The organism is Bacillus sp. GW823-FHT06A10 (genome assembly GCF_058795375.1).
Genome location: NZ_JBXAHT010000001.1, coordinates 2,811,006 through 2,833,679 on the forward strand (window position 1 = coordinate 2,811,006; position 22,674 = coordinate 2,833,679).

At 34.9% G+C, this 22,674-nt stretch carries 23 protein-coding genes; 6 read left to right on the plus strand and 17 right to left on the minus strand.

Annotated elements, in window-relative coordinates; genetic code table 11:
• Window positions 1–74: 74 nt before the first annotated feature.
• Both AC1Q8M_RS14190 and AC1Q8M_RS14195 read right to left on the minus strand, forming a co-directional pair.
• The gene (locus AC1Q8M_RS14190) at window positions 75–881 is read right to left on the minus strand and encodes a DUF2705 family protein (RefSeq protein ID WP_098855658.1); all 807 of its coding nucleotides are present in this window, start codon (window positions 879–881) and stop codon (window positions 75–77) included.
• Complete coding sequence (locus tag AC1Q8M_RS14195; RefSeq protein ID WP_025118000.1) at window positions 874–1,767, minus strand: ABC transporter ATP-binding protein; 894 nt, start codon at window positions 1,765–1,767, stop codon at window positions 874–876. Before AC1Q8M_RS14195 ends, AC1Q8M_RS14190 begins: the two co-directional genes overlap by 8 nt.
• A 155-nt stretch (window positions 1,768–1,922) precedes the next feature.
• On the opposite strand from AC1Q8M_RS14195, the gene AC1Q8M_RS14200 reads away from it, so the two are divergent.
• The gene (locus AC1Q8M_RS14200; RefSeq protein ID WP_120460340.1) at window positions 1,923–2,525 is read left to right on the plus strand and encodes a TetR/AcrR family transcriptional regulator; all 603 of its coding nucleotides are present in this window, start codon (window positions 1,923–1,925) and stop codon (window positions 2,523–2,525) included.
• A 94-nt stretch (window positions 2,526–2,619) separates the two neighbouring features.
• Here AC1Q8M_RS14200 and AC1Q8M_RS14205 read toward each other — a convergent pair whose 3' ends face one another.
• Entirely contained in the window at window positions 2,620–3,588 is a 969-nt protein-coding gene (locus AC1Q8M_RS14205) for a helix-turn-helix transcriptional regulator (RefSeq protein WP_002094112.1), read from the minus strand.
• 59 nt (window positions 3,589–3,647) lie between these two features.
• Here AC1Q8M_RS14205 and AC1Q8M_RS14210 point away from each other — a divergent pair, with 59 nt between their 5' ends.
• A complete protein-coding gene (locus AC1Q8M_RS14210; protein ID WP_000171338.1) occupies window positions 3,648–4,091 on the plus strand; it encodes a VOC family protein in 444 nt (147 codons plus the stop codon).
• A gap of 55 nt (window positions 4,092–4,146) precedes the next feature.
• Here AC1Q8M_RS14210 and AC1Q8M_RS14215 read toward each other — a convergent pair whose 3' ends face one another.
• The 8 genes from AC1Q8M_RS14215 to AC1Q8M_RS14250 all read right to left on the minus strand — a co-directional run bounded on the left by AC1Q8M_RS14215 (window position 4,147) and on the right by AC1Q8M_RS14250 (window position 15,153).
• On the minus strand, window positions 4,147–5,178 hold the full coding sequence (locus AC1Q8M_RS14215) for an oxidoreductase (RefSeq protein ID WP_000719780.1): 1,032 nt from the start codon (window positions 5,176–5,178) through the stop codon (window positions 4,147–4,149).
• Between the two features lie 270 nt (window positions 5,179–5,448).
• Complete coding sequence (parC, locus tag AC1Q8M_RS14220; RefSeq protein WP_001147467.1) at window positions 5,449–7,872, minus strand: DNA topoisomerase IV subunit A; 2,424 nt, start codon at window positions 7,870–7,872, stop codon at window positions 5,449–5,451.
• Between the two features lies 1 nt (window position 7,873).
• Window positions 7,874–9,838 (minus strand): DNA topoisomerase IV subunit B, encoded by a 1,965-nt coding sequence (parE, locus tag AC1Q8M_RS14225; RefSeq protein ID WP_001062197.1) that lies wholly within the window; start codon window positions 9,836–9,838, stop codon window positions 7,874–7,876.
• A gap of 375 nt (window positions 9,839–10,213) precedes the next feature.
• The gene (locus AC1Q8M_RS14230; RefSeq protein ID WP_000151392.1) at window positions 10,214–10,627 is read right to left on the minus strand and encodes a CoA-binding protein; all 414 of its coding nucleotides are present in this window, start codon (window positions 10,625–10,627) and stop codon (window positions 10,214–10,216) included.
• Between the two features lie 79 nt (window positions 10,628–10,706).
• Window positions 10,707–11,948 carry a S1C family serine protease gene (locus tag AC1Q8M_RS14235; protein WP_000542643.1) on the minus strand — a complete coding sequence of 414 codons (1,242 nt, stop codon included), beginning with the start codon at window positions 11,946–11,948 and terminating at the stop codon, window positions 10,707–10,709.
• A 203-nt stretch (window positions 11,949–12,151) separates the two neighbouring features.
• Window positions 12,152–12,829: a response regulator transcription factor gene (locus AC1Q8M_RS14240; protein WP_001044679.1), complete on the minus strand. Its 678-nt coding sequence runs from the start codon at window positions 12,827–12,829 to the stop codon at window positions 12,152–12,154.
• An 18-nt stretch (window positions 12,830–12,847) separates the two neighbouring features.
• A complete protein-coding gene (gene nrdG, locus AC1Q8M_RS14245) occupies window positions 12,848–13,300 on the minus strand; it encodes an anaerobic ribonucleoside-triphosphate reductase activating protein (RefSeq protein ID WP_000867078.1) in 453 nt (150 codons plus the stop codon).
• The gene (locus AC1Q8M_RS14250) at window positions 13,297–15,153 is read right to left on the minus strand and encodes an anaerobic ribonucleoside triphosphate reductase (RefSeq protein ID WP_000940082.1); all 1,857 of its coding nucleotides are present in this window, start codon (window positions 15,151–15,153) and stop codon (window positions 13,297–13,299) included. Before AC1Q8M_RS14250 ends, nrdG begins: the two co-directional genes overlap by 4 nt.
• Before the next feature lie 225 nt (window positions 15,154–15,378).
• On the opposite strand from AC1Q8M_RS14250, the gene plsY reads away from it, so the two are divergent.
• Together plsY and AC1Q8M_RS14260 are read left to right on the plus strand one after the other, a co-directional pair.
• Window positions 15,379–15,975: a glycerol-3-phosphate 1-O-acyltransferase PlsY gene (gene plsY / locus AC1Q8M_RS14255; protein ID WP_000258974.1), complete on the plus strand. Its 597-nt coding sequence runs from the start codon at window positions 15,379–15,381 to the stop codon at window positions 15,973–15,975.
• Between the two features lie 108 nt (window positions 15,976–16,083).
• Complete coding sequence (locus AC1Q8M_RS14260) at window positions 16,084–16,374, plus strand: HesB/YadR/YfhF family protein (protein WP_001054455.1); 291 nt, start codon at window positions 16,084–16,086, stop codon at window positions 16,372–16,374.
• A gap of 26 nt (window positions 16,375–16,400) precedes the next feature.
• On the opposite strand, the gene AC1Q8M_RS14265 is transcribed toward AC1Q8M_RS14260, so the two are convergent.
• On the minus strand, window positions 16,401–16,820 hold the full coding sequence (locus AC1Q8M_RS14265; protein ID WP_000495808.1) for an acyl-CoA thioesterase: 420 nt from the start codon (window positions 16,818–16,820) through the stop codon (window positions 16,401–16,403).
• 109 nt (window positions 16,821–16,929) lie between these two features.
• Between AC1Q8M_RS14265 and AC1Q8M_RS14270 the strand changes: the two genes are divergently transcribed.
• Window positions 16,930–18,222, plus strand: coding sequence for a glycoside hydrolase family 18 protein (locus AC1Q8M_RS14270; protein ID WP_000614858.1), 1,293 nt, complete (start codon window positions 16,930–16,932; stop codon window positions 18,220–18,222).
• An 86-nt stretch (window positions 18,223–18,308) separates the two neighbouring features.
• Here AC1Q8M_RS14270 and sspN read toward each other — a convergent pair whose 3' ends face one another.
• From sspN to AC1Q8M_RS14290, 4 genes are all read right to left on the minus strand, one after another.
• Window positions 18,309–18,443: an acid-soluble spore protein SspN gene (gene sspN / locus AC1Q8M_RS14275; RefSeq protein WP_000527987.1), complete on the minus strand. Its 135-nt coding sequence runs from the start codon at window positions 18,441–18,443 to the stop codon at window positions 18,309–18,311.
• 43 nt (window positions 18,444–18,486) lie between these two features.
• Complete coding sequence (locus AC1Q8M_RS14280; RefSeq protein WP_001254699.1) at window positions 18,487–18,630, minus strand: FbpB family small basic protein; 144 nt, start codon at window positions 18,628–18,630, stop codon at window positions 18,487–18,489.
• 139 nt (window positions 18,631–18,769) lie between these two features.
• On the minus strand, window positions 18,770–19,717 hold the full coding sequence (locus AC1Q8M_RS14285) for a 3'-5' exonuclease (protein WP_000528766.1): 948 nt from the start codon (window positions 19,715–19,717) through the stop codon (window positions 18,770–18,772).
• Between the two features lie 115 nt (window positions 19,718–19,832).
• Window positions 19,833–20,408: a TlpA family protein disulfide reductase gene (locus AC1Q8M_RS14290; protein WP_000269064.1), complete on the minus strand. Its 576-nt coding sequence runs from the start codon at window positions 20,406–20,408 to the stop codon at window positions 19,833–19,835.
• Between the two features lie 252 nt (window positions 20,409–20,660).
• On the opposite strand from AC1Q8M_RS14290, the gene AC1Q8M_RS14295 reads away from it, so the two are divergent.
• Window positions 20,661–20,918, plus strand: coding sequence for a hypothetical protein (locus AC1Q8M_RS14295; RefSeq protein WP_001083875.1), 258 nt, complete (start codon window positions 20,661–20,663; stop codon window positions 20,916–20,918).
• 38 nt (window positions 20,919–20,956) lie between these two features.
• Here AC1Q8M_RS14295 and AC1Q8M_RS14300 read toward each other — a convergent pair whose 3' ends face one another.
• Window positions 20,957–22,591, minus strand: coding sequence for an ABC transporter ATP-binding protein (locus tag AC1Q8M_RS14300; RefSeq protein WP_086387325.1), 1,635 nt, complete (start codon window positions 22,589–22,591; stop codon window positions 20,957–20,959).
• Window positions 22,592–22,674 lie beyond the last annotated feature (83 nt).

A 22,674-nucleotide genomic window follows, 5' to 3' on the forward strand; every position in this document is an offset into this window, starting at 1 on the left:
AGTGTTATGCGATAAACAATACTAGTTTAAATTTACAAATAAAAAAAGCCCACTTTCTCAGTGGACTTTCTACTTTATAACGGTAAATCCCTCTTCTTAAACACTACAATTGCTACGATGAAAATACAAAGCGCTCCAGCAGTTAAACCTATACTTACCGGCCATATATTATATGATCCTTCAGCAATTTCTTTCGGACGAAACAGCGTGAATAATGATAGGTTTTTCATCCATTCTAACTTATCACTTAACTTCCCTACCATATCCAATACGAAAAATAGGATAGTTAAACTCGCTGAATAACTTAGTGCTTTTCTTTCGTCATTACATATGCAAGAAAAGAAAAATGAATACGCACTAACGACTAAAAATATGAGCCCTCCGACTATATTTATCTTCAAAAATAATTCTTTATTTAAGTTATTATCTTGTAAAAACCATTCTGCACCTACTAAACCAGCTACATACGTAACAGATACAATAATCAGAAGTTCCAATATGACAACAGTAGCTTGTGTAATAGCAATTTGCACTCTAGATACAGGTGTTGCTAGCAAGTATGCCATTGCTCCTTTATCTACATGACGAGCAATTAAATGTGTCGCAACTGTTACGCAAAAAATTGTTAAAATTATAATAAACAATAGACTATAGTATTCGCCCGCTAGAAAATCCATTACGTTTTGAATCGGACTTTCCATACCAACGATTTTTTTCACACTATCAGGCATGGCAGCTATTAATTCATTTAGCCCTTTCGCTGATACCATTGACGGGAATATCCAAATTAATAACCACAAATATAAAGCCGCACCACACGCATAACTCAAAATACTTTTTTGTGTTTCTTTCAAACTAGCTAAAAACAATTGCTTATTCATGCGTTACCCCTTCTTTCTTATCGTAATAATGCATAAATAAATGTTCTAAATCCATCGCTCTCGTTTGAAGTGCCGTTACATTATAGTTTGAAAGTGTTTGTAAAACAGTTTGATAGTTTCCTTGTACAATGATAGATGCCTCTCTGCCTTTTACCGCTTCAAATTGCAAATTACACTTTGTAAGGGACTCAATCTCTTCTTGTGATGATACTGTTACATCTATCACCTGTCTTCTCATTCCTTGTAAATCGTGAATATTTTCAACCGTTACGAGTCGACCATCTTTAATAATAGCTACTCTGTCACAAGTTCTCTCAATTTCAGTAAAAATGTGTGATGACATTAGGATTGTTTTTCCTCTTTGCTTTTCCTCTAATATTAAATCTATAAACACTTGCTGCATAAGTGGATCAAGTCCAGATGTTGGTTCATCTAAAATTAACACCTCTGGATCGTGCATAAATGCAGCGACTATCCCTACTTTTTGCTTCATTCCTTTAGACATTTTGCGAATCGGTGTTTTCACATCAAATTGCAGACGCTCTATCAGTTCATCTCGTCTTTTCGTATCCTTTAATCCACGCATTCCCTGCATTAATTTTAAAAACTCTAATCCGTTCATTCCTTCAATAAAAGAAATTTCACCCGGTAGATAACCAACTTCCCTTTGAATTTTCGCTGCTTCATTCCAACAATCTAATCCAAAAATTGTCGCTTTACCAGCTGTCGGTTTTATAAATCCCATTAAATTACGAATCGTCGTTGATTTTCCGGCACCATTCGGTCCTAAATAACCAAATACTTCTCCCTCTTTTACATCAAATGTAATATGAAACAAACCTTTTCCATTCGAAAACTGTTTTGTGACATCTTGAACTGAAATCATAATTCCACCTCATTTTTTGAAATATTGAATATGTGATATTTCAAAATTATTGTACTCCTCATCTTCCATATTCGCAACAACTTTTTGAAATATTTATTAGTCCATATTTCAAAATTATTGTTTTCCATTATTTTTTCTTGTATATTTTAAGTGAGGTGATTGCATTGAACGGCTTTGAAAGAGTAAAAGAAAAGAAAAAGCGTGCCATTAAAGAAGCAGCATTCGTATTATTTTCAGAACGTGGATTTAATGAAGTGAAAATAGAACATATCGCAAAAGAAGCAAACGTTTCTCAAGTTACAATTTATAATCATTTCGGAAGTAAAGATGCGTTATTTAGGGAGCTTATACAAGAATTTATCATATCTGAATTTCAATATTATAAAGAGCTTGCAGAAGAAAAATTACCTTTTCATGATATGATGCAAAAAATGATTGTAAGAAAAATGAATACTGGCGGGTTATTTCAACCTGATATGTTACTGCAAATGATGCAAAGGGATGAAGAACTCCGTAAGTTTATTTATAGTTATCAAAATGAAAAAATCCTGCCCTGGTATTTAGAAATATTAGAACAAGCTCAGCGCAAAAACGAAATTAATCCACACCTTACTAAAGAAATGATGTTACTTTACATTCAAATGTTTACTAAATTAGGTGATGATTTTGGGGCACAACTTCTTGAAGGAAATCGCGAAAAACATATACAAGATATCGTCACGATGTTCTTTTATGGACTGTCCGTCCCAGAAAAATAATTGTTTCTAAAAAACAAATACAATCACCAAAAAGCCCTTTGGATATTTAAATCTCAAGGGCTTTCTCATATCAAATAAATAGCTAAAACTAACTTTATCTTAAAGAAGTTAAATGCTGCTTTATAGATAACACCTTATTATAGATTAACTCTTTTAGCATAACAGGCTGAATCGAAATAATCGTTTCACCGAAATTCAGAAAATAATTTGAAATAAAATCAGATTCTTGCTTGTTAAAATAGCCTGTTATAATGTAATTTTCATTTTCCTTTTGCAACCTCATGGAAGGGTAATTCTCTTTATCAAAAATGTCTTTTCCTTTTTGATTAACAATGACGCTAAAATCAATTGCATCAGGCTTCCTGTGAAAAGTAGTAAGATAACTTAATAATTCTTCAAGATTTTTTGGATGAACATTGCTTGTTTCCACAATAGAAAGAATTTTATCACATCTAATTATTTGAACATGATTTGTCTCAAAATTAAAGATTTTAGCATACCACTGGCCAAATTTAGATTCTATTCGAATAAATTGGGCAACCAATGCTTTCTCCTCACCTTTTTTTAAATATGTTAAATGATAAACTCGCTCAGCAAAAATCCCCTGTAAAATTTCTTTTAAGAACGGACTAAAATTACTATGATTTGTTACTTCAAAGGAAAGCGTTAGTTCCATGATTGAAATATTTTTACTCACATTATCAGGTAATACATGTTTAAATTTATTTTCAAGCGCAATACTTTCTACATTAAATGGTTTTGTCTTGTATCCATTTAGCGTAAGAATTGAAAAGTATAACGCATACATTTCATCCACACTAAAATAAATTGGTGATAACACATTATTTTCTATAATTTTATAACTTCCATTTCTACCCAGTTCAGAATATATGGGTACACCTATTTCTTCCAATGATTGAATATCTCGCAACGCGGTACTTTTAGAAATATCATATCTAGTCATTAAATCTTTTAAATTAAAATATCTTTTATTCTTTAAGAAAATAAGCATATCATTTATTCGTTCCGTTTTTTTCATATTTCCCTCCCAAAAAGGTGTCATGTATTGAAACCCTTTTAATCTATATTATAATTATCAACTAATAAAGGAGTTATATATTTATGACATTAGAAATAGCTATTTTTCTTTCAATGAATGGGCAAGCAAAGGAGGCGATTAATTTTTATATACGTAATTTAGAAGCCAAAAAGTTAATGATTGTTACGTATGAAGAACTGGCGAAAAGAGATAGTTCTTTTAAAATTACAAGTGAAAATAAAGATCATATTGCTCACTCTGTTTTACAAATTGGGAATACAAAGCTAATGATAGCAGAAGATACAATGAATACTAATGAACGTTATAACGTTGGAAATAACATGTCACTTTGCATTCAAAGCGCTAATTTAGAAGAAATACAAAGGTTTTATAATAATTTAATTTCCGATAAGCATGTGAAAATAATCTCTCAGCTAGAAAAAAATATATTTAGTGAAGCATATGGTATTATTGAAGATCCTTATGGCATACAAATCCAATTAATGTATGATAAACGACTAAACTAATTAATTAATCATATTCACATATTCCTAATAAAAAAGACACGAAATTCGTGTCTTTTTATTTTATAGAAATGACTCTACCCTTTTCACTGCTTTCAATCGCTAATTGAATCAGTTTAATAACATCTAAACCTTCTTTTGCTGTTACAGGTAGTTCCTCACCATTTAATATACTATCTCGTACACCTTTATAATAATTGTCATAACAACCGACTTCTGTTGGAATACGCTCTAAGCTTTCTTCTGTTTCTAAAGTAGCAAAATTCTCTTCATCGTCTACCCCATAACCGTTATTGCCTGGCTTCATTCCATTTTTTAATTGCTCTTCCTGCGAATCCATACCGTACTTCACGATAGAACCTTTCTCTCCATGCACTATAAAATGCGGTCCAGCTTTTTTCACATAACTGCTGCTACGTAAAATGACACGTTTAACTCCGTAATGCAGTACTATGTGGAAATAATCATCCACCTCTGCACCTGGTCGTTGTTTTATTACATCTGCACTTATCGCATCTGGTTTCCCGAATATTGATAACGCTTGGTCAATTAAATGCGATCCTAAATCGTATAATATACCGGAACCTGGTAGATTTTTTTCTCTCCATCGATCACGTACATGTGGACGGAAACGATCAAAATTTGATTCATATGCGTATACATTCCCTACTCTGTTTTCTCCTAACAATTTCTTAATTGTTAAGAAATCATTATCAAAACGACGATTATGATATACGCTTAACATTACATTATGCTGCTCTGCTAATGTAATAAGCTCTTCCCCTTCTTCAATTGAAACAACAAATGGTTTTTCTACAACAACATGCTTACCGTTTAAAATTGCTTCTTTTACATATGGAAAATGAGTTGTATTAGGTGATGTAATAACAACTAAGTCAACATCAGCTCGCTTCACCAATTCATCAATTGTACTAACAACATTAGCGTTTGGTAATGTTTCTTTTACTACCTCTTCTTTTGAGGATAATACAGCTCGAATATTATATTCTTCTATTGTTTGCAATAGTGGGATATGAAATGTCGTACTAGAAAAACCAAATCCTACAATCCCTACACCTATTTTTTTCATGTTGCCCCTCCATTTGTGCCGCTTTAACGGGCAGTAAGATTCCTAACCCAAAATTCAGTGAAAGCTAAGGAATTAGGTGAGGAATCAACTGCTTGTTAAAGCCCGATTAGTTCAACTAATAATCAGTGAGGATGAAGAAAATCCCCATTGATTAAAGTTTCACTTTATGAGAACGATTTCATTCAGTTATTATAACAAGATTATTATTATTTACATAATAAATTGCCTAGAAAAAAGCATCTTGCTACTATTCATAGCAAGATGCTTTTTTTACTCCGGTCGTTTTTTCGTCCACGTTTCTACTACTTCACCAGTATCATTTACATCTAGCACTAGGCTACCATTACTATACCGGTCTTTATTTCGATACGCTTTCGGATCAATCTCTTCTACAATGTTTTTCTCTGTCTTCATGTAAACTAATTCATCGTCCCGAACAATTTCAATACCGACAATGCGGTACGGATTACGTTTTAACTCTTTGAAAATAACAAGACCTCGCTTCGCCCTCGTTGATTTTTCAATTTCTGATGCTTTTAGACGTTTTACAGCACCACGCTGCGTTACGAGAATAAGTTGATCTTTATCACCATTTAACGGTTTACCAGAAGCGACATAGTCATCTTCTTTTAAATTAATTGCTTTCACACCAGCAGCTCTTACACCGACTGGACTTACTTCATCTTCATGGAAAATAAGTGCATATGCACCATGTGTAGCAAGAACGATATCACTCGTTCCATCTGTCGCAAATATATCGACAACTTCATCATCTTTTTTCAAGTTTACAGCAACGAATGCCCTTGAATAACGCTGAACTTTATATTGATTTAATTCTGTTTTCTTTATCATACCATTTCGTGTTACAAATACGATAAATCGTTTTTCTTCCTCAAAGTTCGGTACAACCGTTGCCCAAATGATCGTTTCATCTCGGTCGAGTGAAACGATATTTGCAACGTGCTGACCTAAATCTTTCCAACGAATATCTGGCATTTCGTATACTGGAAGATATATATAGTTCCCTTTACTTGTGAATAAAAGAACTGTTTCAGTCGTATTCGTATCGAATCGTTCAAGTAAGATGTCACCCTCTTTCATACCGAAGTCTTTGCCGTTTGATGCATTATGTGAGCGCCATCCAGTACGTTTCACATATCCTTCTTTCGTTACAGTAACGATGACATCTTCTTGTGGAATCATCACTTCTACGTCTATTTTAATTTCTTCAATTTGTTCTTCAATAATAGCACGGCGATCATCACTATATGTTTTCTTAACTCTCTTCAAATCAGTTTTAATGACTTGAAGTAATCTTTTTTCACTTTGTAAAATTGACTGTAGCTCTAGAATTTTCTTATTAAGCTCATCTGCTTCTTCTTGTAACGCCGTAATGTCTGTATTCGTTAAGCGATATAATTGCAAGGAAACAATTGCTTCCGCCTGTGCTTCTGTAAAGCCAAATTTTGCACTTAAATTATCTTTCGCATTACGTTTATCTTTTGAAGCTCGAATTGTCTCGATTACTTGATCTAAAATCGATAATGCTTTCTTTAAACCTTCTACAATATGTTGACGATTTTCTGCTTTTCTTAATTCATATTGCGAACGTCTCGTAATAACCTCTTTTTGATGTCCAATATAAGCATCCAAAATTTTTGGTAATGTCATAAGTGTTGGACGACGATTATTAATCGCTACCATATTAAAGTTATATGGAATTTGCAAATCTGTATTTTTATATAAATAATTTAAAATACCTTCGGCGTTTGCTTCTTTCTTTAATTCAACAACAATTCGTAAACCAGTACGATCTGTCTCATCACGCACTTCAGCAATACCATCTAACTTTTTATCTAGACGTAATTCATCCATTTTCTTTACAAGGTTTGCCTTATTCACTTCGTAAGGAATTTCAGTGATTACAATTTGTTGTTTCCCACCGCGCACTGTTTCAACTTCTGCTTTTCCGCGAATAATAATTTTACCTTTACCTGTTTCATACGCCTTTTTAATACCATCAATCCCTTGAATAATACCGCCTGTTGGGAAATCTGGTCCTTTCATAACTGTTAATAAATCATCAACAGTACTATTTGGCTTATCAATACGCATCATTGTAGCATCAATAACTTCTCCAAGATGATGCGGAGGAATTTCTGTTGCATAACCAGCGGAAATCCCTGTAGATCCGTTCACTAATAAATTCGGGAACGCTGCTGGTAATACAACTGGTTCTTCACTCGTATCATCAAAGTTTGACACGAATTCAACTGTTTCTTTATCAAGATCACGTAATAATTCAGATGCGATTGGTGATAAACGAGCTTCCGTATAACGCATTGCTGCCGCTGGATCCCCATCTACACTACCATTATTACCATGCATTTCAACTAAAACATTACGTACTTTCCAAGTTTGGCTTAAGCGTACCATTGCCTCATATACAGAGGAATCTCCATGTGGATGATAATTACCAATAACGTTACCTACTGTTTTAGCTGATTTACGAAACGCTTTATCATGTACATTACCTTCTACATACATAGAATATAAAATACGTCTTTGTACTGGCTTTAAGCCATCACGTGCATCTGGAAGTGCACGATCTTGAATAATATATTTACTATAACGTGCAAAGCGATCACCTAACACGTCTTCAAGCGGGAGGTCATGAAACTTCTCTGCTTGCATGTTATTCCACCTCCGTCTCCATAATCATTTCATTTTCTAAAATATTTCCTTCTTCTTGCATGCCAAACTGTACATTGCGTTCAATCCATTTACGGCGCGGTTCTACTTTATCGCCCATTAATGTTGTAACGCGACGCTCTGCTCTTGCTGCATCATCAATTTTCACGCGAATTAATGTACGCGTTTCAGGATTCATTGTTGTTTCCCATAATTGATCCGCATTCATTTCACCAAGCCCTTTATAACGTTGTAACATATAGCCTTTTCCAACTTTTTTCGTTACACCGTCTAATTCCTCATCTGACCAAGCGTATTCAATTACTTCACTCTTACCTTTTCCTTTACTTACTTTGTATAAAGGAGGGAGTGCGATAAACACTTTACCCGCTTCGATAAGTGGCTTCATATATCTGTAGAAGAACGTTAATAACAATACTTGAATATGAGCTCCATCCGTATCGGCATCGGTCATAATTACAACTTTATCGTAGTTAATATCTTCAACATCAAATTCATTTCCTACACCGCCGCCAATCGCATAAATGATTGTATTAATCTCTTCATTTTTAAAGATATCAGCAAGCTTTGCTTTCTCTGTATTAATTACTTTACCACGTAATGGTAATACGGCCTGGAAACGACGGTCTCGTCCTTGTTTCGCTGAACCACCAGCAGAGTCACCCTCTACTAAATACAATTCGTTTTTCTGAGGATTACGTGATTGTGCAGGTGTTAACTTCCCGCTTAACGTACCTTCTGATTTTTTCTTCTTCTTACCACTACGTGCTTCTTCTCTCGCTTTACGAGCAGCCTCACGTGCTTGCGCTGCTTTAACTGCCTTTCTCACAAGAAGTGTAGCTACATCCGGGTTTTCCTCTAAAAAGTAAGCTAAATGCTCTGAGACAATGGCATCAATAGAAGAACGGGCTTCACTTGTACCAAGTTTCCCTTTCGTTTGTCCTTCAAACTGAAGTACTTCTTCTGGTACACGTACAGAAACGATAGCCGCTACACCTTCACGAATATCTGTACCTTCTAAATTTTTATCTTTTTCTTTTAATAATGAAACTTTACGAGCATACTCATTGAACACACGCGTCATTGCTGTTTTAAATCCAGCTTCGTGTGTTCCACCATCTTTTGTACGTACGTTATTTACAAACGAAAGAATATTTTCTGAGTAACCATCATTAAACTGGAATGCTAGTTCTGCTTCAATCCCGTTTTGTTCACCAGTGAAATATACAACCGGGTGAATTGAATCTTTTTCTTCGTTTAAATATGAAACGAAAGCTTCGATTCCTGTTTCATAATGAAATATATCTTCTAAATCATTACGTTCGTCTTTTATCGAGATTTTCATTCCTTTTAATAAGAATGCAGATTCACGTAATCTCTCGCATAATGTTTCATAATTGTAATTTGTCGTGCTGAAAATCGTTGTATCTGGTTTGAAGTGCATTGTCGTACCAGACTCTTTCGTTTTCCCGATTTTCTCTAACGTCGTTGCAGGAACGCCACCATTTTCAAAGCGTTGTTCATAAATGTTACCATCACGTTTAATTGTTACTACTAACCATTCTGACAAAGCGTTTACAACTGATGCCCCAACACCGTGTAAACCACCACTCGTTTTATAGCCACCTTGACCAAACTTACCACCTGCATGAAGTACAGTTAAAATAACTTCAGGTGTAGGTTTCCCAAGTTTATGCATTCCCGTAGGCATTCCTCGCCCTTTATCTATAACGCTAATACTATTATCTTTATGTATTACGACTGAAATTTCGTCGCCAAATCCCGCTAACGCTTCGTCAACGGAGTTATCTACTATTTCATATACTAAATGATGCAATCCACGGCTATCCGTACTCCCGATATACATACCCGGGCGTTTTCGAACGGCTTCAAGTCCTTCTAACACTTGAATCGCATCTTCATTATATTGGAACTGATGCTTCGCCAAACTCCTTGCCCCTTTCCTAATCCAAAATCAGAACATATGTTTCTATTATAGAATAACGCCTCGACTATAGTTTTGGCAAGTTATCTTATCTCTTTTATATACCATCTTCAATAGAAAAATCCTTGTTTTCTCACAAGGATTCCTCTAGGCTACTATTTCAGAAAAATAATCGTTTGTCAACGAGAAATGGATATGTATTCCAAGATTACACATTCCAAACCTTTATTATGATCCAAATGATCAAGATCCAAAATGGGATTACAAATAACAATCCCCAAAAACAGCCTTTAAAAAATCTCATGATGAACACCTCGTTCATCGGCCCTACTTATCTATAATGAGGGCTGAATCAATCTTTCTACTTTTAAATCTATACTATTTTGTCATCGCATGTTCTACTTTAATACAACGATCCATTATTACAGTATAGTCTTTTTCTTTTAAAAGTTTATATGTATCTTCATCTTGTACTCCTAATTGTGCCCAAAAAACATCTGCATCAATCTCTACAAATTCTTTTGCAACACCCATTAAAAACTCTGAGCGACGAAATACATTTACTATGTCAACGTGTTCCTTAATATCCTTTAGTGAAGAAACTGCCTTTTCTCCAAGCACCTCATCTACTGTTGGATTAACTGGAATAATACGGTATCCAGCATCTTGCATTGCTTTTGAAACCATATACGATGTACGTTCTGGCTTATCTGATAATCCAACAACCGCAATTGTTTTGCTTTTCTTTAACACTTCACCAATTTCCGTACGAGTTGGGTTTTCAATTGTCATAATTAATCCCTCCTATTCCTTTAGTATAGCCGATAAAGAAAGTCTCTTTCAATATGAAAGAGACTTTCTTTTATTTCGATTATTGATTCTTTGTAGCTGAATTATCTGCTAAAGTAGCCGATTTCGTCATTTTTTGACCGTTACGGTAGAATGTAACTTCTACTTTCTCGCCTACTTTTTTCTTTTCATATAAATATTTACGGAATTGAAGTGAGTTTTCTACTTTTTGATCATCTAATGCTACTACAATATCATATTGCTCTAAACCAGCTTTTTCTGCCGGTGATATTGGGTAAATTTTACCTAATACAACACCATTCGTTACTTCTTTCGGTACTTTCAATTGATTGACTGCATAAGCTTGCACATCTTCTAACGAAACGACACCTACTCCAAGAGCTGGACGTTTTACCACTCCGTCTTTTTCAAGTGATTCAATAACTGGCTTTGCGATATTAATTGGAATAGCAAATCCAATTCCTTCAACTTCTTGCTGTGCAATTTTACTTGAATTAATTCCAATTATTTCACCATTTTGGTTAAATAATGCACCACCACTATTACCTGGGTTAATCGCTGCATCTGTTTGAATAACTTGTGCTTGCCAATCTGGTCGTTTATCGCCATCAATATCAACTGGAATTTCACGTTCTTTACTACTAATAATGCCTTCCGTTACACTTCCATCAAATCCTAGTGGGTTACCGATTGCAATTGCTTTTTCACCCGCACGGATTTTACTTGAGTCACCTAAAGTTGCAACTTTATTCACATTAGAGCCGTCAATTTCAACAACAGCTAAATCTAACCAAGGATCTTTCCCTACTAACTTTGCATCTACCTTTTTACCATCACTTAGTTTTACAGCAAGTTTATTTGCACCATCTACTACGTGGTTGTTTGTTACAATATATGCTTTATTTCCTGCTTTTTTATAAATAACACCTGATCCTGAACCAGCTTGTTGTTCTTGACCTGTCGGTTGCATTGCAAATGGATCAACACTTTGCTGCATATTAATAACACCTACAACAACGTCTTTCGCTCCTTCAATCATACCAGGTAAATCAGTTTCATTTTTCGCTTTATTTACAACAGGAACTACAGTACCTTCTACTTTTGAATCCGAACTAAATGATGATACTGGTGCTCCATTATTTTGAGCCCATGGCATATATGGTGCTGCAAAACTAATCGAAACCGCTCCGACTACAGCTCCCACTAAACCTGTGAAGAAATAGCCTTTTTTACTACCTGATTTTCTCACTTCTCTCGTTTCACTATGCTCTTCATTTAAATTTGGTCCGTCGTAATATCCCATGTTTTATTTCCCCTCTCTGGTGAATTCGTATTTTCAGTATAGTCACGTTTTGTGTCCTTCTTGTGAACTCATCGTGAAATCCAATTAAAAAAATACTCCTATCTAACATTGTAGACAAGAAAAGTATTTTTTGTACATTCTACCTTCAAAAGAGAGTATAAAATCGCCATTTTCCTAGGCTAAATTACACAAATCGTTCTAGATTATTCTTCAAATTTATAACCAACTCGAATAACAGTACCGATATGCTTCGCTTTATCTCCTAACTTATTTCGAAGTTTTTTAATATGGGTATCAACCGTTCGGTCATCACCGTAATAGTCATATCCCCATAACTGGTCTAATAAATGTTGACGTGATAAAACGATTCCTTTGTTCTCCATTAAATAAACAAGAAGTTCAAATTCTTTATGTGTCAATATAATTTCTTCTCCATCTACTAAAACAGTTCTAGATAGACGATTCACTTCAATTCCAGCTAAAGACATAGCATTTTCTTCCGCTACACCTACCGCACCATCCGCACGTTTCAATAACGTCTTTGCACGAGCTACTAACACTTTCGGGCTAAATGGTTTGGTTACATACTCGTCTGCACCTAATTCGAAACCTAGCAATGTATCATCCTCATCCGAACGCGCTGTCAACATAATAATTGGTACTGCTGATTCTTTTCTAATTCGTCTACAAACAGACCATCCATCTATTTCCGGTAACATAATATCTAACATAATTAAATCAATTTCATGCTCTGCAAATAACTCTAACGCTTTTTTCCCATCTTCTGCTTCGATTACTTCAAAGCCTTCATTACGAAAATAATCACTAACAATTTCACGTAATCTTCTTTCATCTTCAACAAGCAATACTGTTTTATTCATATAATCTATCCCGCCTTTTTACTCTTTCAATCGAATAATACGTTGATTGGAGCTTCCGCGAAATGGAAGTGTTAAATCTTTTTTCTCAATTTCAAACCTTCCATCGACTAAAACATCCCCATAATGTAACAACTCTATCATATCATTATTTTGAGAACTCTGTATCTCTTCTAACGTATAACCTGTATACATCCATAGGTTTTTTTTCAAATCTTTCACGATTTTTGCTACCTTTTTCACTTCAGCAGCTTGAAAAAATGGATCTCCACCTGAAAATGTTACATCAGTTAATGGATTACTTGCAATCTCTTTCACAATTTCTTCTACTGTCATTTCCGTTCCGTTGCAAATATTCCACGATTTTGGATTATGGCAACCGACACAACGATGCGGACAGCCCGCAAAAAACACGACTGTCCGCAATCCTTCTCCATCTACTACACTATCATGAATAATATTCATCACTTTCATTTATGTTTCACCCGATCTATCTCTTCACTACGTTTCGCACTATTCCACTTCGACATATCTCCTACAAGATAGCCTGTTATGCGGCGAATTCTTTCTATATTAGCCTCATCTTCATTCCCGCAACTTGGACATTCATTTCCAATAACCCCGTGATAACTACAGCACTTACAACGGTCAACAGGATGATTAATTGAACCGTATCCAACGCCATGTTCTGCCATGGCTTGTACAATTTGTTTTAATGCCTTTTTGTTATGCATCGCTGCTCCGTCTAGTTCAATATACGTAATGTGTCCTCCATTACAGAGAGCATGAAACGGGCCTTCTAAACGGATTTTATTTATCGCTTGAATGTTATAATAAACTGGAATATGGAATGAATTCGTATAGTAATTATGGTTCGTTATACCGCTAATTACGCCAAATTCTTCTCTATCTTTTTTCACAAACTTTCCTGATAATCCTTCTGCTGGAGTTGCAATTATCGAGAAATTCAGTTGATGTTCTTCTGTCGCTTTATCCATTCTATCTCTCATAAAGGAAATAATTTCATACCCAAGTTTCCATGATTCTTCATCTTCCCCATGATGCTTTCCTGTTAAAGCTACTAAACATTCCGCAAGACCGATAAAACCAACACTTAACGTCCCTTGTTTTAAAATCGAAGCTACGGAGTCTTCAGGCTGCAATGCTTCTCCACCACGCCATACACCTTGTGAATATAAAAACTGAAAATCTCTTGCTCGCTTCGTACATTGATACGCAAATCTTTCTAATAACTGCTTAATTCCTAAATCTAAATAGTAGTTTAGCGCTTCAAAAAATGCTTCTTTTGAACCACTAATTAACGCTAATTTCACTAAATTGATAGACGTAAATGATAAATTCCCTCTACCAATCGCTGTTTCTTCTCCATGTATATTAGACATAACACGGGTACGACATCCCATGTAACATACTTCACTTTCTGGTCTTCCATCATAATGCACTGCATTAAACGGAGCATCTAAAAATGAAAAGTTAGGGAATAATCGCTCTGCAGTTGTCTCTAATGCTAATTCAAATAAATCGTAATTCGGATCACTTTCTTCAAAATTCACACCTTTTTTCATCTTGAAAATTTGAATCGGAAAAATTGGTGTCTCTCCTTTACCAAGTCCAGCTTGTGTCGCTTTTAATAGTTGTTTAATTAACATTCTTCCTTCTTTTGACGTATCTGTTCCGTAATTAATAGAAATAAACGGTACTTGTCCTCCGCCCCTACTATGCATACTATTCGAATTATGAACGAAAGCCTCACACGCTTGATACGTATCATTTTCCGTTTCTTTCCATGCAAATTCTTCTATTTGTTCTTTCGTAAGCGGATATGATTGTAATCGTTTTTTATGTCTCTCAATTGTTTTTCGTACATAAGGTGCTAAATCAATATCAAAGAGTGCAAACGATTGACCGCCATGCTGCATATTTTGATTCGCTTGAAAAATAATAGACGAAAGAGCCAATGCACTTTTAATGTCTTGTGGTTGTCTCATATGTCCATGTCCAGTATGAAAACCGTTAGCAAGCATTTGCGCTAACGGAATTTGCGAACAAGTCGTCGTTCCTGTCGCATAAAAATCTAAATCATGTGGATATAATATATTTTCATTTATCGCTTTTTTCACTTGATCTGACAATAAATTCTCAACAGCATAATATTTTGCACTCTCAGATGCGAACGTTCCCATTACACCCATTGGAGAGCGGCCGTCTACATTTGCATTTTCTTGCATTAAATCTTGTTCATTGCCGTGGACTATCGTCTCGAACACTTTCATTAATTCTTCTCCACGTGTATTATTTTGTAACATTTATAACCCTCCACCAATATGTTGTTGTCTTTTGATTAAAATGTTACTACATATAGTCTTGCTGTTTCTGCGAGAAATGTAACATTACTGTGAAATTTTTTTCACGAAATAATGAATTTTTCATTTACAAAAAAGAAATGTGCTCTTTACAAATGTATGGTACAATATACGGGAAAAACTCTTTTTACCCTTTATCAACACATTTGAATAAAGGAGACTGAACTTATGGTTACTACATATCTTTTATTTATCGTTGCCTACTTACTTGGCTCGATTCCATTTGCACTAGTTGTTGGAAAAATTGGCTACGGAATCGATATTCGTGAGCACGGGAGCGGTAATCTAGGCGGAACAAACACATTCCGTACATTAGGGAAAAAAGCAGGTTTTACCGTTACAATTGCTGACATTTTAAAAGGGACATTAGCAACAAGTCTACCAATGATTTTCGGATTAGATATTCACCCACTATGGTTCGGATTAGCGGCTGTTCTTGGACATGTCTACCCGATCTTCGCGAAATTCCGTGGTGGTAAAGCAGTTGCAACTTCTGCTGGGGTGCTATTATGCTATTCACCAGTTGTTTTTGCAATATTGGCTGTTGTATTTTTCACCCTTTTATTTACAACAAGATACGTATCACTTTCTTCTATGGTAACAGCAGTTGTTGCTGTTATTGCATCCATTGTTAGCGGGGATAAAATCTTCATTATTGCGATGTGTTTATTAGCAGGTATGGTTATTTATAAACACCGTGCAAATATCGGACGAATTATAAATAAAACTGAACCAAAAGCAAACTTTTCAAAAAAGCAAAAATAAGATCGTAACCCACATAACGCAAAAAGAAAACGTGAAGCATATTAATAGCGTCTTTTTGCGTTATTTTTTATACTAAAGAAAAAGCAACATAACTTGGAGGAACTATACATGAATCTTTCCGTAACAAAAGAAGCAGCACAATGGTATAAAACTGAATTAAACTTACAATCAAATGAAACACTACGCTTTTTCGTACAATACGGTGGTTGCAGTACTGTGCAAAAAGGACTTTCTTTAGGTATTCGTAAAGATGATCCTGCACACCCTGCTGTTCAAATTCAAGAAGAAGGTATTAACTTCTTTATTGAAGGCGATGATGAATGGTTCTTCGATGGACATAATTTATCTGTTACACTTAATGAAGGTGACGACTTCCCACAATTTAATTATGAAAAATAAAAAAGCGCGGCTTCTGCCACGCTTTTTTATTTTTTCTTAATTTCCTCATATTTCGCATACCACTCAGGATATAACTTTTTAAATGATACAGGGCGGAATCCTTCTTTTTTCGCACAAATATTCGTCGTACTTGCAGTAATACAAAGATCACCATCACCATTATATATTTCATATCCATATACAACGCGAAGCGGGCTCACAGTATCTACCCATGTTTTTACGATTGCCTTTTCTCCATAACGCATCGCTTTACGATATGAAATTTGTAAATCTAACACAGGAGAAATAATTCCTTCTTTCTCCATTTCAACATATGAAAAACCTAAATCTTGTATAAGTTTCGTGCGACCTAACTCAAGCCACACTAAGTAGTTTGAATGGTAAACAACACCCATTTGATCTGTTTCCGCATAACGGATTTCAACTTCATGTTCTGCTACAAACATATGTATTCGCCTTCTTTCACTTCTGCTACCTTGCATACATTTAATCATAATACAGTGACATCAAAAATAAAATAAAAACAGTGAATCTTTTACTGAAAGGAGCCAGCATATGATTCAAATTGTAACTGTTCGTAGTGGTGATAGCGTATATAGCTTGGCATCAAAATATGGATCAACACCTGACGAAATAGTAAAAGACAATGGACTAAATCCAGCTGAAACGCTCGTTGTTGGTCAGGCACTTATCGTTAATACGAAAGGAAATAATTATTATGTACAGCCTGGTGACAGCCTATATCGAATTTCTCAAACATATAATGTCCCCCTCGCTAGTTTAGCTAAAGTTAATAATTTATCTTTAAAATCTATTCTCCATGTCGGACAACAATTATATGTACCAAAAGGCACAAAACGAGCTGTAGAATCCATCGCTTATTTACAACCTTCAACTATACCGATTAAAGAGAGTTTAGTTAATGCGACACGCGCCATCAATCCATTTTTAACATACTTAGCCTATTTTAGTTTTGAGGCAAAAAGAGATGGCACATTAAAAGAACCTACTGAAACAGCTAAAATTGCTAATATTGCAACGCAAGGTAAAACAATCCCTATGCTCGTTATTACAAATATTGAAAATGGTAATTTCAGTGCCGATCTAACATCAGTTATTTTACGCGACGCAACGATTCAAAACAAATTCATTACTAACATTTTGCAAACAGCTCAAAAATATGGCATGCGAGACATTCATTTCGATTTCGAGAGTGTAGCACCTGAAGACCGCGAGGCGTATAATCGCTTTTTACGAAATGTAAAAACACGCTTACCTAGCGGGTACACATTGAGCACAACTCTCGTACCGAAAACAAGTTCAAATCAAAAGGGAAAATTTTTCGAAGCTCACGATTATAAAGCGCAAGGGCAAATTGTTGATTTCGTCGTCATTATGACATATGACTGGGGATGGCAAGGCGGTCCACCGATGGCGATTTCTCCTATCGGTCCAGTGAAAGAAGTACTTCAATATGCAAAATCTCAAATGCCTCCACAAAAAATTATGATGGGGCAAAATTTATACGGGTTTGATTGGAAGCTTCCATTTAAACAAGGAAATCCACCCGCAAAAGCAATTAGCTCTGTCGCAGCTGTTGCACTAGCTCGTAAATATAATGTTCCTATTCGTTATGATTTCACAGCCCAAGCTCCTCATTTTAATTACTTTGATGAAAACGGCGTGCAACACGAAGTTTGGTTTGAAGATTCACGGTCTGTTCAAAGTAAATTCAATTTAATGAAAGAACAAGGTATAGGCGGTATTAGTTACTGGAAAATCGGTTTACCATTCCCGCAAAATTGGCGTTTACTCGTTGAAAATTTTACGATTACGAAAAAAGGCTGACAAAAGTCAGCCCTTTTTTTCATATTACTGCTAAAAACTCATCTTTCATTTCCTCACAAAAAAGAAGAATGATAACATTCTCCTTTTTAACCGTTATCAACAATCGGTTGTTTACCTGTTTGATCTTGCATTTGCTTTCCTTTATTTCCACCAGCTTTTTTCGATTGTGTTCCAATATGATTTGGTGCAAAGTCTTTTGAATTTTTTTTCGGATTACCCATTACTATCGCCTCCTTAACACTAGTATCGTACTAGCGTTAAGAATTATTCAGCTTGCTTAAAAAGTTTCATTTCATAACGTTTTTCGATGCGCTCTTCAATGCGATCAATTGCATCACGATCGCTTAATAATTGTTGTTTATTTTCATTTACAAGTTCTTCAAACGATTTACGGCGACTTCTTCTCATGTTGTTCACCCTCTCTCCTTCACTTTCTTATTACATAGTATGAGCAAACGAAAAACTCTTTAATCAGATTTGTAAGAAAATTTTATGTTTTGGTACTCCTAAAAAAACTCCGTGTACAATATATTGCACACGGAGTTTTTCATACCATAATATTTAAATACTCTTTCAACTTTTCATCTGCATTCATTTCATTTTCTTTATAATCATGAAGCGCCTGTAATACAAAATCATACTGCTCTAAAATATAACTTTCTAATTTCATAACATCCTCTAAGCTATTAAGCATAATTCTCGTATTACCAACTTCACTTTTTAACGCCGGTTCACATTTTAAACTTGTACATATTTCTTTCACATCTTCTTCTAATATCTCTGTTAATACATATTTCTTTCGCCCTTTTACCTTTAATCTCATAACTGGATAAAAAGCTTTTATATCTAAATAACTTCCTACGTTCATACAACGTAGCCATTCTACATTACGTTTATTACGTGCAAGCATTTCTTTCACCGCTTCGTATACTACGATTTCATCAAGTGAGACCTTATTTACTTTTCTCTGTCCTTCTTCTTCAATAGCTGCACACTTTTGATAAACAGCAGCACACGTAATGCAATCGTCAAATGCATTATGAGAGCTTAAACGAATTCCAAGCATTCGCTTTAACGTTTCAAGTTTATGATTAGGCGCATGCTTCATGTATTTCTTCACTAAAAATACAGTATCAATTACTTTATTTTTAGGTTCAGGTAGCCCTAGCATATTTACATTACTTTTCAAAAAGCGCATATCAAAAGAAGCATTATGGGCCACAATAACATTTGTATGTAAAAATGCTAAAAATAAAGGTAATACCTCTTCAATCGTCGGTGCATCTGAAACACGATAATTGGTAATACCGGTTAAACTCGTTATTCGGTCCGGAATTGGTCGCTCTGGATTCACGTATGAAACAAATTGATCTACCAGTTCATGATTACGATATTTCACCGCTGCAACTTGAATAATTTTATCATTATAAGGGTTAAATCCTGTTGTTTCAAAATCAATTACAACATAATCTAACGGTAAGGATACATTCCCCACTCCATACACTCCTTTATCTCTAAACGATTATATTTCTTACATCATATCATGAAGTTATTACTACTTGAAAAAGAAAAGGCAGAAATGGGAACTCTCCACCTCTACCTTTTCACCATTATTTTAATTTAGCAACCCTTTTCTCCATCTCTTTTTGCGTCATCGGCCCAATAAACTTATCTTGAATGACACCTTTTGTATCTATAAAATACGAAGTTGGAATCGTAATTACTTTATACGCTGTTGTCACATCAATGTTCTTGTCCAATAAAATAGGAAAAGTAATTCCTTTTTCTTTAGCAAAATTGCTTACCTTTTCTTCCCCCCCACCTTTTTCTGAAGGCGTATAGTTGATTGCTAAAATTTCTACGTTTTCTTTATGTTCTTTATAGAAAGCCTCCATATCCGGCATTTCTTGTTGGCAAGGTCCACACCACGTTGCCCAAAAGTTTAAAATCACTTTCTTTCCTTTTAAATCTGATAGCTTTACATTCGTTCCATCTAACTTCGTTAATTCGAAGTCTGGCGCACTCTTCCCTATTTCAATACCATTACTTGCAATCATCTCTTTCATAGCAGCTTCACTTTGTTCTTGCTCCCCTTGTACCATCTGCTCTTTTTTACCAAACTGTTCATAAGCTGCATATCCCGCTAAACAAAGTAACACTACAATAATCGTAAGCTTCCGCCACATGTTATATCACCCTAACGTATTTATCTTCTTATAACTTAATTACTCAAATACTATATACCTTATTTTAGCTTATACGGACAAGCTTGGAAATATTCAGAGTCGAAATAATTAGAATATTCTCATTTGAAGTGTAATCTTTTCCTTTTTATCATATAATTAGAAAAACAGATGAAGTGTTGTTTATCTTCTTATGGGCCCATTCACCTTTTTACTTTCGTAGTTATATAAACTTCAACAAAAGGGGGATTTTTTATGAATTCATTCGAAAAAATAACATTATATATTCTTAGTTTTCTTTTATACCCAATCGGTATTATTACATGGATCATTTCACTCTTTAGTAACGATCTTGAAAAAAAGAAAGTAGGGCGTATTTGTCTTTACATCTCTCTAGTCTCATTCGTCCTTTTCTTAATCCTTGGAATTGCAACTTTCCTTATGACTGCTACTTTTAACGTAGATCTAAATCATTCAGAATCTATCCAATATCAAATAAATGATATTGAATAAAGATAAGGGCACTGCTCTTATCTTTATTCACATCTCTTTCAAAATGAATGACTATTTATTAATTTTTCAGGACTTCCACATGCAACAATACTTCCTTCTCTCATTATGACAACATGATCCGCTAGTATCACTTTCTCTACATCATGTGTTGCCACAATTCTCGTTACATCTCTTCCTAGTCCTTCAATCATATTCCAAACAGTTTCTTGATTACTCGGATCTAACCCCGCAGTCGGTTCATCTAAAATAATAAGATTCGGATTTGAACCAATCGCTCGTAATAATGCAAGACGTTTTCTTTCTCCTCCCGAAAGCTCTTCTCCACTTTTATGTAGTACAGTTTGAATCCCCTTAGGTAAATCTCTAATTATCGGCTTCATATTTATAAGGTCAATATTTTTTTCTAATTCGTTTTCTAAATACTCCTCCCGGAAATACATATTCTCTTTTACTGTCGTCCGAAAGAAACGAGGTTCTTGCCACACTGTAGTCATTCGAGCCTTTTGACCATAATAAACAACACTACCGTTAGATGGTTTATACAAACCTGTCATTAATTTTAAAAGTGTTGTTTTTCCTGCACCACTTTCTCCGACAATGATAACGAATTCACCAGGATTAATTTGCAAATCAATATTATTAATTCTACATTTCTCTTCTTCACTCTCCTGAAATGAAACATTTGTTATTATCATCCCCATCGCTCTTTCTACATTACTATCTGCCACTCTTTTATCTAAAAAGGAAAAAACTCTATTTGCCGAAGCGACTGCAACTTGTGTCATCATTAATAAATCGCCCACGTAACGGACTGGGAAAAAGAGCATTTCAATTGTAGCTAACACTGCAACAAGTGAACCAACTTCCATTTCCCCTTTCATTATTTTTTGTGCGCCTACAATGAGAACAACGATATATGCTCCTGTTTCAATCACTGTTCCAACTACTCCAATGCAATGTTGCATCATCGTCTTCTTTACTTCCGATTTATAAGATTGTGCCGTTACTCCTTTAAATAAGCGAATGGCCCATTTTTCTTTTTGTACACTACGTAAATCTTGTATACCCTTTACAAACTGTGACACCATCTCTACAACACTCGATTGATTTTTTTGAGCAATGCTTGCAATATCCCTTACCTTTTCTCCCATCAGTATTGGAACAATTGCACTGAAAAATAAAAACGGAGTTACCCACAATATAAACTGTATATCTATATGTTGTAGTGCTATGAAAGCTCCAATAAATTGGGCAATAGCGTGTATATACTCTATTAATATAGAACCATATAATCTGACCCAGTTCGGAATATCAGATACGACCAAAGTTTCTAACTCCCCTTGCTTAATCTTCTCACTCTCTTCAAACGGTAATGAGAAATAGTGACGCAATAATTCTATACGTTTCGTTTGTAATATACGTTGACTGGCTTTTGAGCTTATATAATCAAATAAAAGATTGTTCGTCCACATTAAAAAGCGAATACCCGCAAACAAAGCTATATATAAATACGCACCTTTTAGCTCCCTTTGAATAAGATTGTCTACAATTAATCCCATGAAAATTGGGCGTGATAAATTTAAAATAGCAGCAATTATCCCACTACATACAGCTGCCATTACTAATATTTTCTCTTTTCGTAACGGCCACAATATTCTTTTATATTCTTTCATGACGTTCCCTCCACTTTTCGTAGTAAAAAGAAAGGGATGAAACCATATGGTTTCATCCCTTTCCATAAAATAAGGAAGCTAAC

Coding starts and splice junctions, on each gene's coding strand:
- AC1Q8M_RS14190 (WP_098855658.1), bottom strand. CDS start 881: ATGAATAAGCAATTGTTTTTAGCTAGTTTGAAAGAAACACAAAAAAGT.
- AC1Q8M_RS14195 (WP_025118000.1), bottom strand. CDS start 1,767: ATGATTTCAGTTCAAGATGTCACAAAACAGTTTTCGAATGGAAAAGGT.
- AC1Q8M_RS14205 (WP_002094112.1), bottom strand. CDS start 3,588: ATGACACCTTTTTGGGAGGGAAATATGAAAAAAACGGAACGAATAAAT.
- AC1Q8M_RS14210 (WP_000171338.1), top strand. CDS start 3,648: ATGACATTAGAAATAGCTATTTTTCTTTCAATGAATGGGCAAGCAAAG.
- AC1Q8M_RS14215 (WP_000719780.1), bottom strand. CDS start 5,178: ATGAAAAAAATAGGTGTAGGGATTGTAGGATTTGGTTTTTCTAGTACG.
- parC (WP_001147467.1), bottom strand. CDS start 7,872: ATGCAAGCAGAGAAGTTTCATGACCTCCCGCTTGAAGACGTGTTAGGT.
- AC1Q8M_RS14230 (WP_000151392.1), bottom strand. CDS start 10,627: ATGACAATTGAAAACCCAACTCGTACGGAAATTGGTGAAGTGTTAAAG.
- AC1Q8M_RS14235 (WP_000542643.1), bottom strand. CDS start 11,948: ATGGGATATTACGACGGACCAAATTTAAATGAAGAGCATAGTGAAACG.
- AC1Q8M_RS14240 (WP_001044679.1), bottom strand. CDS start 12,829: ATGAATAAAACAGTATTGCTTGTTGAAGATGAAAGAAGATTACGTGAA.
- nrdG (WP_000867078.1), bottom strand. CDS start 13,300: ATGAAAGTGATGAATATTATTCATGATAGTGTAGTAGATGGAGAAGGA.
- AC1Q8M_RS14250 (WP_000940082.1), bottom strand. CDS start 15,153: ATGTTACAAAATAATACACGTGGAGAAGAATTAATGAAAGTGTTCGAG.
- plsY (WP_000258974.1), top strand. CDS start 15,379: ATGGTTACTACATATCTTTTATTTATCGTTGCCTACTTACTTGGCTCG.
- AC1Q8M_RS14260 (WP_001054455.1), top strand. CDS start 16,084: ATGAATCTTTCCGTAACAAAAGAAGCAGCACAATGGTATAAAACTGAA.
- AC1Q8M_RS14265 (WP_000495808.1), bottom strand. CDS start 16,820: ATGTTTGTAGCAGAACATGAAGTTGAAATCCGTTATGCGGAAACAGAT.
- AC1Q8M_RS14270 (WP_000614858.1), top strand. CDS start 16,930: ATGATTCAAATTGTAACTGTTCGTAGTGGTGATAGCGTATATAGCTTG.
- sspN (WP_000527987.1), bottom strand. CDS start 18,443: ATGGGTAATCCGAAAAAAAATTCAAAAGACTTTGCACCAAATCATATT.
- AC1Q8M_RS14280 (WP_001254699.1), bottom strand. CDS start 18,630: ATGAGAAGAAGTCGCCGTAAATCGTTTGAAGAACTTGTAAATGAAAAT.
- AC1Q8M_RS14290 (WP_000269064.1), bottom strand. CDS start 20,408: ATGTGGCGGAAGCTTACGATTATTGTAGTGTTACTTTGTTTAGCGGGA.
- AC1Q8M_RS14295 (WP_001083875.1), top strand. CDS start 20,661: ATGAATTCATTCGAAAAAATAACATTATATATTCTTAGTTTTCTTTTA.
- AC1Q8M_RS14300 (WP_086387325.1), bottom strand. CDS start 22,591: ATGAAAGAATATAAAAGAATATTGTGGCCGTTACGAAAAGAGAAAATA.